Below are 13,602 nucleotides of genomic sequence, written 5' to 3' on the forward strand. Positions count from 1 at the left end.
GGACAAAACCCAGAGCGAGTTGTTAAGATTTGTCCCCAAGCAGTGGGATTGGGGACAAATCCAAGAGCAAGTTATTAACATTTGTCTCTAAGCATGTGGATAGAGGACAAACCCAAGAGCAAGTTTACAAGAATTGTCCCCAAAGCAGGGTTTGAGAACTAATAAAAAAAGTCCTTAAGACGTTCTCTTAAGGACAAAACTCAATACTCAACCTATAAATCTATCTCTCATTCGTAAAAGGCCCATTGCCCCAGGCCTGTCATTTTAAAATTCTTCTGCAATACCCTGCTTATTCTTTTCCGAGAATCCACAATCCCACACCATTCATGAATAATTTTAGCGGTGACTTTCCGCTCAGGAAAAAGTATCCTAAATTCTTCTACATTACGAAGAACAGCGGTTGCTACTAATTCTTCGAATCCACATTTACCACAGATTAATTTCTTCCCCACTATTCTCACAGAAAAAGTGTTACATTTGCAACAAGTCATCCCTTTTTTCAGATTTTCATAGGTGTAGGTGGGTAGATGGATAATAGGTGGTACCGTTTGGTGCAATGAAATGAGTTTGTCCGCCAGATTCGTATGCGTCTGATTGAGCCGTGACGGTTTTTGATCTAATTTTTTCATAAAGGGATCGAGCTGGGTTGGAAGGATAAAAGGCAAATCAGGAGGAGTTTGATATAACGTAAAATGGGGGTTGATAAAAATGACATATGCTTCAATTGTTAATTTACTTCCTAGTGATTGAAGAACCTGATTCAGAAATAATTTACTACGTTTAAGTTGATCAAGTGGATTTTGGATATCCTTTCCGGAGGGTGTTTTAAAATATTCAGAGTCATAAACGTACTCTCCTTCAAAATTTTTCACCTCAAAAAGGGAATAGGTTTCTTGAAAAATAAGTGATGAATCAAGTTGAAAACTGGACTTATTACTCTCAAGCTGTAAATCATTCAAAATATGACAGCTGCGTTGAAGTTTCTCTGTCAATAAATCAAACTGGACTTCCCCTTCAAATCCTTTTTCTTGGTTTAAATAATACCTATGTTCATCGTCGGTTAATTTCATCCGTTTATTTAGGATTCTTAGAGTCTTTAATAAAACTGATTCGCTTCGGGCTTTATATGGCATATTCCACATCCTTTCTACTTTCAATCATATAGAAAAATCAGAACCAAGAGTATGAATACTTTGTTAAAAATAAGAGTTACATTCCGCTGTTCAAACTTCCGTCAAACCATTTTGAACGTATTGTGAAATGATTCACATATCTATGTTATCCAAGGTAAAAACGAGTATAGTGTAAGTATAGAGAACAAGTTAAATTTGAAAGGCGGAATGACTTATGTTTAACAATTTTTTAAGAGAAAATAAGATCTCAGCTGCTATTTTAACCGTTATTCGTTTATATCTTGGTTATTCTTGGTTCACAGCAGGTTTTCATAAAATCACAGGCGGATTTGACGCTTCTGGATTCTTAAAAGGATCGATTGCAAAACCAGTAACAGGTCCGGATGGCAACATGGTATATGCTTGGTATGTAGATTTCTTAAAACACTTTGCCCTGCCAAACATTGATGTATTCAACTTCATTGTGCCTTGGGGAGAAACATTAATTGGATTAGGATTACTACTAGGATGTTTAACAACAGCCGCAATGTTCTTTGGTCTAGTGATGAACTTCAGCTTTTTCTTAGCAGGAACAGTATCTCATAACCCAACTGACATCTTTTTAGGCTTCATCATCTTAACTGCAGGTTACAACGCAGGCAGATATGGTTTAGACCGCTGGGTGGTTCCATTTATTCGTAAAACAACAAAGACTAATACTTCAAAACATAAAGCAGCAGCCTAACTAGTAGGCGCAAAAAGACGATTCGCTCCCCCCGAATCGTCTTTTTGAATTTAAAAAAAGGAGTTGAGAAGTGAAATGTTGAATTAATCATTCTGGTAATCGTAAAAATAAGGAGCAATCATATGAAAATTTCTAGTGAATTTCAGGAGAAAATCACCAATGCTTTTGGCCATGCTGGGAAGGCGTGGATAGATTCTTTAGAGCAAAGAGTCGAGACATATTTACAAAAATGGGAGCTTACGAGTGAAGGTCCAGTAGATAATCTTTCTTATAATTTCGTTTTAAAAGTCAGAGATTCAAATGGAACCCCTTTGATTTTAAAACTAGGGGTACCAAACTTTGATACGAGAAATGAGATGGTGACCCTCAAAGCCTATAATGGAGAAGGGTGTGCTCAGCTTTTAAAGTCAGATCCCGAAAATGGCGTCATGCTGCTGGAACGAATTGTCCCAGGCACAATGCTTTCAGCGGAACGTGATGAGATGGTGGTTATAGAAAACTTTATAAAGGTTTGTAAGGCTATTCGCAGACCGGTACCTGGTGGAACCTCGACGCCATCGCTCACACACTGGTTTGATGGGCTAACTCGCTATCGTAATGCCGGAGAGGGGCCTATTTCATTGGAACATGTTCAGTTAGCAGAAGAATTTTTTCAAGAGGTAATGGAAACATCGAAAGGACCTGAACTGTTGCACGGTGATTTACATCATGAGAATATACTCTATTCCGAGGAAAAGGGCTGGATGGCGATTGACCCAAAAGGTGTTGCAGGAGACCCCTATTTTGATGTCGTTTCGTTTTTAATTAATCAATTAGAATCAAAGGCTGATCCAAAAAGTACGCTAAAGCTTCGTGTCGATACAATCAGTGAACAAATGGGGCTTGATCGACAACGATTGTTGAAGGCTGCAATTGCATTAGGAACACTATATGCTTGCTGGGGTGTAGAGGATCTAGCTGATTGGGAAACAACGTACGAATGTGTCAAATGGTTTATTGAATTTCTAGGGTAGGGCGATTCAAATTGAATCGTCTTTTTTTGTCTAATAAAACTGAATGAACAGAAACCATTTTAAATAGAATGAAAGGAGGATATTTTAACACAGCCTAAAAGTCCAAGTGAATGGTGGGAATGGAATGAAGGAAATAACCATTGACCCTTATATCCACGTTCGAATGGTAAAAAGTTTTGAATACGACCCGAGGGGAAAGAAAATTAGCTTTATTTCTGATTTTACAGGGGTACCCCAGGTATGGGAGCTTGACCGGGAGGACAGGTGGCCGGCGCAAACCTCTTTTACCATGAAAGGAATCACCTTTATTAAATATATTGCTGGAACGTCCGACTTAGTTTATGGAATGGATAGCGACGGTGATGAAAAGGAGCAGCTGTACTTATTGAAGGAGAATGGTGAAAAAATCGCTTTAACCAACTCGCCGAAACATCTTCACTTATTTGGCGACAGCTCACCGGATGGAAAGTGGATTTCTTGGTCTAGTAACAGACGGAATGAAGCTTATTTAGATATTTATATTCAAAACTTGGAGACGTTGGAAATTCGCCGGGTATTTACCCAAGATGGAACCTATATGGTTGAGAAGTGGTTTCCTGATGGAAAGTCGCTTTTAGTAAAAAAAGCAAACTCTCCCCTTGATCATGATTTAGGGGTATTTTCACTTTCTACAGGAAAAATGGATTGGATTACTGCGCATAAGGATGAAGCCAGTTATAAGAATTTTCATTTTAATAGGGAAGGAGATCATCTTTACCTGTTAACCAATCAGGATAGTGAGTTCTTTGGACTCGCGGTAATTGAGATCTCTACAAAACAATTGACTTGGCTGGAAAGGCAGGAATGGGATATTGAAGACCTAGCCATGAATAAGGCTAAGAATAAAATCGCTTTTTCCGTGAATGAAGGGGGAGTTTCTAAGGGCTATCTTGTGGACTTGGACCGAAGTAAATTGTATACATGGGATACCCCAATGGGAGCGATATATAATCTCAGATTTTCACCGAATCAGCAAAAGCTGGGCTTTGTGTTAAATGGCCCCACCCATCCACCGGATATATGGGAGGTGGATATTAATACCCTTCAGGCAAAGCGGCTTACCTACATCTCGCGCACGCCGCTTCTAGAGGAAAAGCTAGTAGAGCCTGAGTTAATTTCGTTTCCGTCTTTCGATCAGCTTTCTATACCAGCTTTTTACTACAAGCCCAATCGTAAAGGTGGAAAAACCCCTGTGGTTGTCTATATTCACGGTGGACCTGAAAGCCAAAGCCGTGCGGTGTACAGCCCTTTTTTGCAATATTTCTTAAACCAGGGTTATGCGGTGGTGGCCCCTAATATACGAGGAAGTACTGGTTATGGAAAGACCTACACACATCTCGATGATGGGCGAAAGCGAATGGACGCGGTTAAGGATGTTATTTTTTTAATGGAATGGCTGAAAAAAACAGGTGATATTCAGGAAGATAAGGCAGCGATTGTTGGTGGAAGCTATGGTGGATTTATCGTTCTGGCTGCCATCAGCCACTTTCCGGAGCGCTGGGCGGCAGCCATCGATATTGTAGGAATGTCAAGTATCCGAACATTCCTGCAAACGACCAGCCCGTGGCGAAAAAAACTGCGTGAGGCGGAATACGGTACGATTGAAAAGGATGGCGAGTTTTTTGATCAAATTGACCCGTTGAATCATGCTGATAAGATTAAAGCTCCGCTCATGATTATTCATGGCGTAAATGATCCTCGCGTATCAATTCAAGAGTCAGATCAGATTGTCACGAAACTCAAGAAACGAAATCATCCAGTCCGGTATATTCGTATTGAAGAGGAAGGACATACGATGATGAAATTAAAAAATAAAATAAATTCCTATACAGAAATGGCGGAGTTTCTTGAAAACTATTTAGGAAAGTCAAAATAGCAATATTTTCATAGGCTAATAGTCCGATTTTAGATGAAATCTCTAAACAGAACAAATGTTTTGTTGTATGATAAGATTTATTATACTAATAGAGGTGGAACTAACATTGAATGGTACCGCACATACAGCCATTGGAGCCGCAACAGGATTTGTCGCTGCCAACACCTTTCATTCCAATCCAACAGAAACCATCATTCTCGTTGGACTAGGAGCGGTTTCAGGTTTGATGCCTGATTTGGATATTGATGGAAAGCTTCGCGGTAAAATTACTTTATCCCATAAGGTAATTCGCTTGGCGGCAGTATTAATTGGAGTTTTAATGGTGTTTTATAGTTTTTATGAAGGAAGGGCACAAGAGCAGTGGTTCGGCATAGCGAGCGGATTGGCCATCATAGGTGTTTCTTCGCTCATTAAACAAAAGCATATGCTCACGATTACAGGAATTGGTGTCCTTGCGGGGGGAATCTCGCTTTCGGAAGTATGGCTGATTTTGCTTGGGGTTTACATTGTCATTGCATCTATCTCCTCGCATCGCAGTTATACACATTCTATCTTAGGCGTCATTTTCTTTGGGGTCATTTCTTCAAAACTTGAAGGATCACTGGGAATCGAAGGGGTTTTTTATGCCTGTCTTGGGGGATATATCAGTCATTTAATTGCTGATTTAAAAATATTACCGTTTAATAGGCGTGGTATTAAGTTGTTTTTACCATTATCAAAGATAGAATTATAGCTGGTCACATCTAGGTTGATGTGACCTGTTTTTTTATATAAATTCCACAGTTTGCAAGACTTGCCGGCGAGCCTCGTTTCCAGCAGCCGGATAAAGCCGCGGAACACGCTTCCCGATTAAACAGACAACCTCATAGTTAATCGTCCCCATGAGCAGGGCAATCTCATCAACGGATTGAAACGCTTTGTCATTTCCTCCAAAAATAACAACTTCATCACCCTGCTGGCAGGAAGGTACGGTGGTAACATCAATCATCGTTTGGTCCATACAGACACGGCCTGCTACTAAAACCTTTTGTCCATTTAGAAGAAATTGCCCGCAGTTGGAAAGATGTCTGGAGAGACCGTCGGCATATCCGATTGGAAGAGTGGCAATCATACGTTCACTTGAAGGAGTATAGGTGCAGCCATAGCTAATTGGCTGCGATTTAGCTACCTTTTTGAGTCCAGCAATTTTTGTTTTAAGCGTCATCGCTTGCTGAAGTGAAATCGTATGTTCCTTTAACGACATGTCGGGATACAGACCATATAACCCAATTCCGACACGGACCATATCTAGGTGCATTTCTGGAAAATTCATTGTCCCCGCCGTATTACAACAATGCTTTAGCGGGATAGAAATTCCTATGTCTTCTAAATAGCTGGTAGCAGAAAGAAACCGTTCGAATTGTTCCAATGTATAAGATGGATCCTCACTATCTGCATTAGCAAAGTGCGTGAAAATACCTTTCAGAACAATAAAGGGTGATTCCAATGCTTTCAATGCTAAATCCAGTGCTTCTTCACGGGTTTGAACACCGATTCGGGTCATACCGGTATCGATTTTCAAATGGATGGCTGCTGTTTTTTGAAGCTCTTCGGTCTGAAAAATAATTTCGTCCAGTACATCCTCACTAAAAACCGTTAAATCAACTCCAGCCATAATGGCCTGCCGAATGGAGCGGGGCGGGGTATATCCTAATATTAAAATAGGCTCTGTTATCCCTGCCTCACGCAGTTCGATTGCTTCATCCAAAATAGCCACTGCCAGATAATCAGCGCCCGCTTCTACAGCGGCATTGGCTATCTGGACAGCACCGTGGCCATAACCATCCGCTTTCACCACGGCCATTAAGTTCACGGAGGATCCAATATAATTTTTAAATTGGTTTGTATTATGTTTAATGGCTTCTGACGAAACTTCAGCCCACGTATCTCGATAGCTTTTTTGAATCACAAGTCTTCCCCCCAGAATTTCCTATGAAAATACCCTCAAGATAAACTTGAGGGTACCAAGATGGTTAGTTCAATACAACTTCCTTTTCCAATGCAATTTCCACTGGTACATATACATATTTAAGGTCTCTTGCTACCGCTTCATAGGTGATTTCACCGTTCGCCACGTTTACTCCAAGCTTTAATGCCGGATTTTCAGAAATGGCCTTCACCACACCTTTATTGGCAATTTGCAATGCATATGGAACCGTCGCATTTGTAAGAGCCATTGTAGATGTTCTTGGAACCGCTCCAGGCATGTTCGCAACAGAGTAGTGAACAACACCATGTTTCTCAAATGTTGGGTTATCATGAGTGGTTACATGGTCAATCGTTTCAACGCTTCCGCCTTGGTCAATCGCAACGTCCACGATTACAGAACCAGGTTTCATCGTTTTAACCATTTCTTCTGTAACTAGTTTAGGCGCTTTTGCCCCTGGAATTAGTACCGCACCAATCACTAAGTCGGCTTCTTTCACTGCTTCAGCAATGTTAAATGGATTTGAGATTAATGTTTTAATTTGGTTTCCGAAAACGTCATCCAAGTAACGAAGACGGTCTGCACTTAAGTCGATAATCGTAACATCTGCACCTAAACCAATCGCCATTTTTGCAGCGTTTGTTCCGACAATACCGCCGCCAATGATCGTAACCTTACCACGGCTGACCCCTGGAACACCTGCAAGCAGAATCCCTTTACCGCCATTGAATTTCTGTAAGAATTGCGCCCCGATTTGTGCGGACATACGGCCAGCTACTTCACTCATTGGTGTTAGAAGTGGAAGCGTGCGGTTAACAGAAACTGTCTCGTAGGCAATAGCAATGACACCGCTATCTTTAAGTGCCTGAGCTAATGCAGGCTCTGCTGCTAAATGCAGGTACGTAAATAATACTAACCCTGGGCGGAAGTATTTGTACTCACTTTCAAGCGGTTCTTTTACTTTCATAATCATTTCAGACTGATTCCAAACATCAGCTGCTGGCTCAATGATTTCTGCGCCTGCTTGAGTATAGTCTACATCTACGAAACCGCTTCCAATTCCAGCCCCTTTTTCAACTAAGACTTTATGTCCAGCTTGTACGAATGAAACAACACCTGCTGGAGTTAATGCCACACGGTTTTCATTGTTTTTGATTTCCTTCACTACACCAATAATCATTCTCGTTATCCCCCTTGGAAGTCTTTAGTGATTTTTTCTGACTTTAGAATAATCCCTTCGAAACAATTTTTCTTTGTTTAGAAAGCAGAAATACGAGAACTCAATTTGTGAAATTACACAAAACGTTCACAAATTCCTTGATATAAAAGGAAAAATCACATGGGATAAAAAGTAAAAAAAATAAAATTTGTTTTGTTTAAATATTCAAACGGAAAGCGAGCCCCTCCTAGGTGTCTGGTGCCTGTCACCGTCCGTGGACAGTGTCCACCTGAGGTGGACACCTTTTGGGTGTTACCATTTATTTAAACTTTTCTAGTTTAAGGTCTAGGTAAAGGGTTATTTTTTGGTTTGGATCTTTGAGATTGATTTCACCGATTTCTGATATACGTTTGAGACGGTAATTTAGTGTGTTGGTGTGTACATTTAATTGATTTGCGGCTTCATGGACATTGCTGTCATGGTTTAGAAAGACTTCTAATGTTTCGACGAGATCGGTGTTATTTTTTTTATCATATTCCTGAAGCTTTTTCAGAGAATAGTTTTCATTTTGATCTGTACCGGATTTTTCAATCAATACATCGATATATTTATAGATTCCGAGACTTTGATAGCCATGGATTTCTTTTGCTTCACGAGGGAATTTTCTTTTTACTGATAATACGGTTCGCGCTTCTTTGTACGATTTTTCTACTTTACCTAAATCACTATAAACACTACTATAGCCCTGAACAATGGAGTCAATTCCAAATCTTTCCTTCATTTTGGCAACAAATAGCTCACAAAATGCATTTAGTTTATTCACTGGCTTCTGAATACCATCAAGGGAAATAAACAAGACTAATTGTTGATGGTCAATGGTGTGCAGCAGGATTTTTGGCATTTGAATTGTTTTTAACAGGTAAGCGATATGCTTTTCATCATCTCTGCCTAATTCTTTAGAAAATTGAAAAACGGCAACTGCAAAGGATGAAGGAGGCGAAATTTGCAGCGCATGAAACTTATTTATAATTTCTTCATTGGTAGAAAGGTGACTTGTTAATAGCTGCCAAAAAAACTCTTGAAATTGCTCTTCTTTTTTATTTTTGCGGTTTTGCAGTTGAATCAGTTTGTTTTTTGTTGCGTCTGCGGCTTGCTTCAAACAGTTCATTTCTTCTTCGCCTAGTGTTTTTTCAATCTCTAACGCCCAAATGAAACCGAGCACTTCATCGTTTTTCCAAATGGATACAGCAACCCTATTTCCCAGTCCAATCTCATCTACCGTCTTAACTCGGATAGGATCACGACTGTTTAATAGTGAAGGAATGACCCCTTCCTTCCATAAGGAATTAATGACCTTTTCCGGAACACGACGGCCGATGATTGTGGCAATTCGTGCCGGGTCGGTTCGATCATCATGGGTACTGTAGGCAAGAAGACGGTGGTTCGCGTCTTCTATCGTTATCGGACAATGTAACACTTCACTTACCATATCTGCAAATTCTTCTAGACTATCAAAGCTGGCGCGAAACGGATCATTTTTCATAAATTACCACCTTTATCAATGAGATTGTGCAATCTGTAACGTATTTGTTATTTAAAACAATATTTTTTTAATAGATTTGTATTTATTCTACAATATAAAATGTTCACAGATATGTTATATTAATTTCACAAAGTTTTAACTTTTCTTCATCTAACACACATTGTAAACGCTATCATTCCGAAAAAGAATAGGAGGATATTATTTAAATATAAACAGTAGGTTTTATTTAGAATAATATTGTAACTTTTTTAGTGAAAAAGGGAAATAGGAGATTTAAACTATTAGAGGGGGTAGACTATGCAAAAAAATCCAAATCAATTACAACGAGGTTTAGAAGAAAGACACATTACGCTCATGTCACTAGGAGCAGCCATTGGGGTAGGTCTGTTTCTAGGTTCAGCCACTGCGATTAAGCTTGCTGGACCAGGTATTATTCTCGGTTATGCATTTGCCGGTATGATTATGTTCTTTATTATGAGAGCACTTGGGGAAATGGCAATTCAAAAACCTGTTGCTGGATCCTTCAGTCAATATGCTCGTGACTATTTAGGTGCTTTGCCTGGTTTCTTAACAGGATGGAATTATTGGTTTTTATGGGTTGTAACGTGTATGGCTGAAATTACGGCTGCAGGAATCTACATGGAGTATTGGTTCCCTGATGTACCACGCTGGATTTGGGCATTGGCAGCACTCATTATTATGGCTTCCGTCAATTTTCTAAATGTAAAAGCCTATGGTGAACTTGAATTTTGGTTTGCATTAATTAAGATTATTACCATCTTATTCATGATTGTAAGTGGTCTGGGAATGATTGTTTTAGGGATTGGTAATGGCGGTATTGCTACTGGCATCAGCAATCTTTGGGAGAATGGAGGAATTCTTCCGAATGGGATTACTGGGGTATTAATGTCCCTGCAAATGGTTATGTTTGCTTTCTTAGGTATTGAGATGATTGGTATTACTGCCGGGGAAGTAAAGAATCCGGAAAAAACATTATCTAGAGCGATTGATACTGTCTTCTGGCGAATTCTTATTTTCTATGTAGGTGCCTTGTTTGTCATTATGTCGATTTATCCTTGGACCGAAATCGGTGCACAAGGCAGTCCGTTCGTTTTGACCTTTGATAAGCTTGGAATCCCTGCTGCAGCTGGTATCATTAACTTTGTTGTCTTAACGGCTGCGTTATCTTCGTGTAACGGTGGTATTTTCAGTACAGCACGTATGTTATTCAACTTAGCTGAAAATGATGAAGCACCAAAGAGTCTTGGTAAATTAAACAAGAATGGTGTTCCGAGTGCTGCGGTTTTAGTAACAGGGGGTGCACTATTAGTAGGTGTTGTTCTTAACTATTTAGTCCCGGCAAAAGTATTTACATGGGTAACAGCGATTTCAACGTTTGGTGCAATTTGGACGTGGTCGATGATTTTATTATCACAAATCAAGTACCGTAAGAGCCTAACGCCAAATCAATTGAACGGATTAAAATATAAAATGCCATTATTCCCATTCACATCCTACTTTTCATTAGCATTCTTATTACTAGTTGTAGGATTAATGGCATTCTTCCCAGATACAAGAATTGCTTTAATCGTTGGACCGCTTTGGCTCGGAATTTTAACTGCCTTCTATTATGGTAAGGGATATCATAAACGAGATAAACAAAATCAGGACCAATTTCAAAAAGTGATATAAGTGGTGCCTGTCAACCAAATATAATTCTCTATAAAAAAGCGTAAGTGGGCACTTGATCCATTTACGTTTTTTTATTGTTTTGAAGAAATTAACTCATACTGTTGTTAGATAAAAAAATGTAACCGTTTTAAAAAGAGCGTAAATTATCGGATATTTTTTAAATTTTTTCGGATAGTGAAAAAAATGAAAACCTTTACAATAAGACATGTAAGCGATTGATATTAATAAGGGGGAAACACCATGAAGAAGCTAGGCGTTTTAGTCTTAGGCTTATTATTACTATTTTTAACCGCATGCGGCGGTGGAGAAGAGAAAACTTCTGGGGACAGTAAAGTCACAGAACTTACCGTGTGGAATGACTGGACTGAAAATCGTCCGGAATATAAGGTTTATAAAGATATCATTGCTAAATTCAATGAAGAAAACAAAGGCAGTATCCACGTTAAAATTGAAAGTATTCCACATGATCAATATGAAACAAAGCTAAGAACACAAGCAGCAGGAAAGCAATTACCGGATATGTTCCGCGTATGGCCTGGTGCACGTATTCAGCCTCTAGTTGAAGGAAAAGTGTTACTTCCTTTAAATGATATCCTTGATACGTGGGAAGGAAAAATCCCAGAAGGTATCTTAAAAGATTATGCAGTTGACGGGAAACAGTATGCGATTCCAGCAAATATTAGTGAAACTAGCTTGATTTACTATCATAAAGATGTATTGGCAAAAGCAGGATTTGAAGAATTTCCAAAAACGTATGATGAGTTAAAAGATTTAATCAAGGCATTAAATGATCAAAAAGTAACGCCAATTGCATTAGGTAATAAAGCGATTTGGCCGCTGCAATCTGTATACATTTCAACCATTGCAGACCGTTTCACAGGCAGTGAATTCTTACCAAGCACGTTAAGTGGTAAAGATTCTTTTACAGATGAGAACTTTGTAAAAGCATTAGCAGTTGTGGAAGAATTAGCGAAGCTTAAAGCATTTAATGAAGATTTCAATACCATTGACGAAGCTCAATCTAGAACATTATTCAATAGTGGGGAAGCAGCTATGCACTTCGCAGGTTCTTGGGCTATTGGACCAATCCTTGAAGGTGTAGAAAATATCGATAATATCGGAGTTGCTCCGTTCCCAAGCTTTGGCGGCGAAGGTGATACAGCAAAAATATCTGGTGCAGCGGGCGGCGGTATCGCTCTTAATGCTGAATTATCTGGTAAGAAGAAAGAAGCAGCATTTAAATTCTTACAGTTCTTCTACGGCGATGAGTTATACCAAGGACTAGCTAAATCTAATATCGTTGTTCCAGTACAAGTAGAAATGGACGATAGCATTCCTGAAATTTACAAAACAGCTAACGGATTTGCACAAGGCGGTTTAGCACCAGTTTATGATGCTACCTTAACACCTGAGTTAACAGACATGATTAACAATGGATTACAATCGATCACAATCGGTGAAAAGACACCTAAAGAATTAGCTGAAGAAATGCAGAAGGAAAACGAACAAGGAAAGAAATAATCTTTTAAAATACAGGTTGCCTTCTCTAAGGCAACCTGCATTTCATAGGGGAGATAAATATGCAACTAACTGGAAAAAGTAAAGCGGCTCTTATTATCGGTTTACTGCCGGCATTTTTGATTTATACCGTCTTTGCTATCTATCCGATTATCCAATCGTTTTATTATTCCTTTATGGAATGGGACGGTTTTTCGGAAATGGAATTTATCGGTCTGCAAAACTTTGAGAATCTTTTTCAAGATCCGTTATTTTGGAATTCAGTTGGCAATAACATTTTTGTTGTCATCGCCTCCGTATTTGGACAGATTCCGATTGCTTTATTTATAGCTCTGTTATTAAATCGAAAAATTAAGGGCTTAAAGATTTTTAGAACCATTGGCTTTCTGCCTGTTGTCTTATCAACGGTTGTTATCTCGCTAACATGGAGCCTGATTTACAATACAAAGGATGGCATGATTAACGAAATTTTAAGAGCTGTTGGGTTAGACTTTTTGGCACAAAACTGGCTTGGTGATACAAAATGGTCCATGGTGGCTGTTTGTATTACGGTCATTTGGCAATTCGTTGGACTTTATTTAATTATTTTCCTGGCAGCTTTGCAAAACATACCGGAAGAAGTAATGGAAGCGGCAAAGATGGATGGTGCTTCTGAATGGGTGACTACATGGAAAATAACCATTCCAATGATTTGGGATACCGTTATTGTTGCGATTATTTTGTGTATTTCCGGTAGTTTAAGAACCTTTGATTTAATTTATGTTATGACACATGGCGGACCATCACATTCTACCGACGTGATGGCGTTGTATATGTTCAATGAGACATTTTCAAATCTGCAATATGGTTACGGCAGTGCGGTATCCGTATTTATTTTCTTCTTCAGTCTTATCTTGATTGGAATTGTAAAAAAAGTTCTTGGCCAAAAATTTATTTGAT

The 13,602-nt window shown here is 39.1% G+C and carries 11 protein-coding genes; 7 read left to right on the forward strand and 4 right to left on the reverse strand.

Features of this window, described 5'->3' with window-relative positions; translation table 11 throughout:
• Positions 1 to 227 precede the first annotated feature (227 nt).
• Positions 228 to 1,133 carry a nuclease-related domain-containing protein gene (locus tag BANA01_RS13320; protein ID WP_063253485.1) on the reverse strand — a complete coding sequence of 302 codons (906 nt, stop codon included), beginning with the start codon at positions 1,131 to 1,133 and terminating at the stop codon, positions 228 to 230.
• 214 nt (positions 1,134 to 1,347) lie between these two features.
• Between BANA01_RS13320 and BANA01_RS13325 the strand changes: the two genes are divergently transcribed.
• From BANA01_RS13325 to BANA01_RS13340, 4 genes are all read left to right on the forward strand, one after another.
• The gene (locus tag BANA01_RS13325; RefSeq protein WP_034677160.1) at positions 1,348 to 1,857 is read left to right on the forward strand and encodes a DoxX family membrane protein; all 510 of its coding nucleotides are present in this window, start codon (positions 1,348 to 1,350) and stop codon (positions 1,855 to 1,857) included.
• Between the two features lie 122 nt (positions 1,858 to 1,979).
• Positions 1,980 to 2,870 carry an aminoglycoside phosphotransferase family protein gene (locus BANA01_RS13330; RefSeq protein WP_034677163.1) on the forward strand — a complete coding sequence of 297 codons (891 nt, stop codon included), beginning with the start codon at positions 1,980 to 1,982 and terminating at the stop codon, positions 2,868 to 2,870.
• 124 nt (positions 2,871 to 2,994) lie between these two features.
• A complete protein-coding gene (locus BANA01_RS13335; RefSeq protein ID WP_034677188.1) occupies positions 2,995 to 4,785 on the forward strand; it encodes a S9 family peptidase in 1,791 nt (596 codons plus the stop codon).
• A 106-nt stretch (positions 4,786 to 4,891) separates the two neighbouring features.
• Positions 4,892 to 5,518, forward strand: a complete 627-nt coding sequence (locus tag BANA01_RS13340; protein WP_034677167.1) for a metal-dependent hydrolase — start codon at positions 4,892 to 4,894, stop codon at positions 5,516 to 5,518.
• A 33-nt stretch (positions 5,519 to 5,551) separates the two neighbouring features.
• Here the strand turns inward: BANA01_RS13340 and alr are convergent, their stop codons facing one another.
• The 3 genes from alr to BANA01_RS13355 form a co-directional block, all read right to left on the reverse strand.
• Entirely contained in the window at positions 5,552 to 6,733 is a 1,182-nt protein-coding gene (alr, locus tag BANA01_RS13345) for an alanine racemase (RefSeq protein ID WP_174524423.1), read from the reverse strand.
• A gap of 64 nt (positions 6,734 to 6,797) precedes the next feature.
• The gene (gene ald / locus BANA01_RS13350) at positions 6,798 to 7,931 is read right to left on the reverse strand and encodes an alanine dehydrogenase (RefSeq protein ID WP_034677169.1); all 1,134 of its coding nucleotides are present in this window, start codon (positions 7,929 to 7,931) and stop codon (positions 6,798 to 6,800) included.
• Positions 7,932 to 8,229: 298 nt separating this feature from the next.
• Positions 8,230 to 9,453, reverse strand: a complete 1,224-nt coding sequence (locus tag BANA01_RS13355) for a PucR family transcriptional regulator (RefSeq protein ID WP_034677171.1) — start codon at positions 9,451 to 9,453, stop codon at positions 8,230 to 8,232.
• A 297-nt stretch (positions 9,454 to 9,750) separates the two neighbouring features.
• On the opposite strand from BANA01_RS13355, the gene BANA01_RS13360 reads away from it, so the two are divergent.
• The 3 genes from BANA01_RS13360 (at position 9,751) to BANA01_RS13370 (ending at position 13,601) form a co-directional block, all read left to right on the forward strand.
• On the forward strand, positions 9,751 to 11,145 hold the full coding sequence (locus BANA01_RS13360; RefSeq protein WP_034677174.1) for an amino acid permease: 1,395 nt from the start codon (positions 9,751 to 9,753) through the stop codon (positions 11,143 to 11,145).
• 240 nt (positions 11,146 to 11,385) lie between these two features.
• Positions 11,386 to 12,666 carry an extracellular solute-binding protein gene (locus BANA01_RS13365; RefSeq protein WP_034677176.1) on the forward strand — a complete coding sequence of 427 codons (1,281 nt, stop codon included), beginning with the start codon at positions 11,386 to 11,388 and terminating at the stop codon, positions 12,664 to 12,666.
• Positions 12,667 to 12,725: 59 nt separating this feature from the next.
• On the forward strand, positions 12,726 to 13,601 hold the full coding sequence (locus BANA01_RS13370) for a carbohydrate ABC transporter permease (protein WP_034677179.1): 876 nt from the start codon (positions 12,726 to 12,728) through the stop codon (positions 13,599 to 13,601).
• The last annotated feature ends 1 nt before the right edge of the window (position 13,602 follow it).

Source organism: Neobacillus niacini NBRC 15566, from assembly GCF_001591505.1.
In the GTDB taxonomy this organism is placed as follows: Bacteria; Bacillota; Bacilli; order Bacillales; family Cytobacillaceae; genus Neobacillus; species Neobacillus niacini.

Bases quoted from the DNA above. Each gene is read 5' to 3' on its own strand.
- BANA01_RS13370 (WP_034677179.1), top strand. From the start codon at position 12,726: ATGCAACTAACTGGAAAAAGTAAAGCGGCTCTTATTATCGGTTTACTG.
- BANA01_RS13335 (WP_034677188.1), top strand. From the start codon at position 2,995: ATGAAGGAAATAACCATTGACCCTTATATCCACGTTCGAATGGTAAAA.
- BANA01_RS13325 (WP_034677160.1), top strand. From the start codon at position 1,348: ATGTTTAACAATTTTTTAAGAGAAAATAAGATCTCAGCTGCTATTTTA.
- BANA01_RS13355 (WP_034677171.1), bottom strand. From the start codon at position 9,453: ATGAAAAATGATCCGTTTCGCGCCAGCTTTGATAGTCTAGAAGAATTT.
- BANA01_RS13320 (WP_063253485.1), bottom strand. From the start codon at position 1,133: ATGCCATATAAAGCCCGAAGCGAATCAGTTTTATTAAAGACTCTAAGA.
- ald (WP_034677169.1), bottom strand. From the start codon at position 7,931: ATGATTATTGGTGTAGTGAAGGAAATCAAAAACAATGAAAACCGTGTG.
- BANA01_RS13330 (WP_034677163.1), top strand. From the start codon at position 1,980: ATGAAAATTTCTAGTGAATTTCAGGAGAAAATCACCAATGCTTTTGGC.
- BANA01_RS13360 (WP_034677174.1), top strand. From the start codon at position 9,751: ATGCAAAAAAATCCAAATCAATTACAACGAGGTTTAGAAGAAAGACAC.
- BANA01_RS13365 (WP_034677176.1), top strand. From the start codon at position 11,386: ATGAAGAAGCTAGGCGTTTTAGTCTTAGGCTTATTATTACTATTTTTA.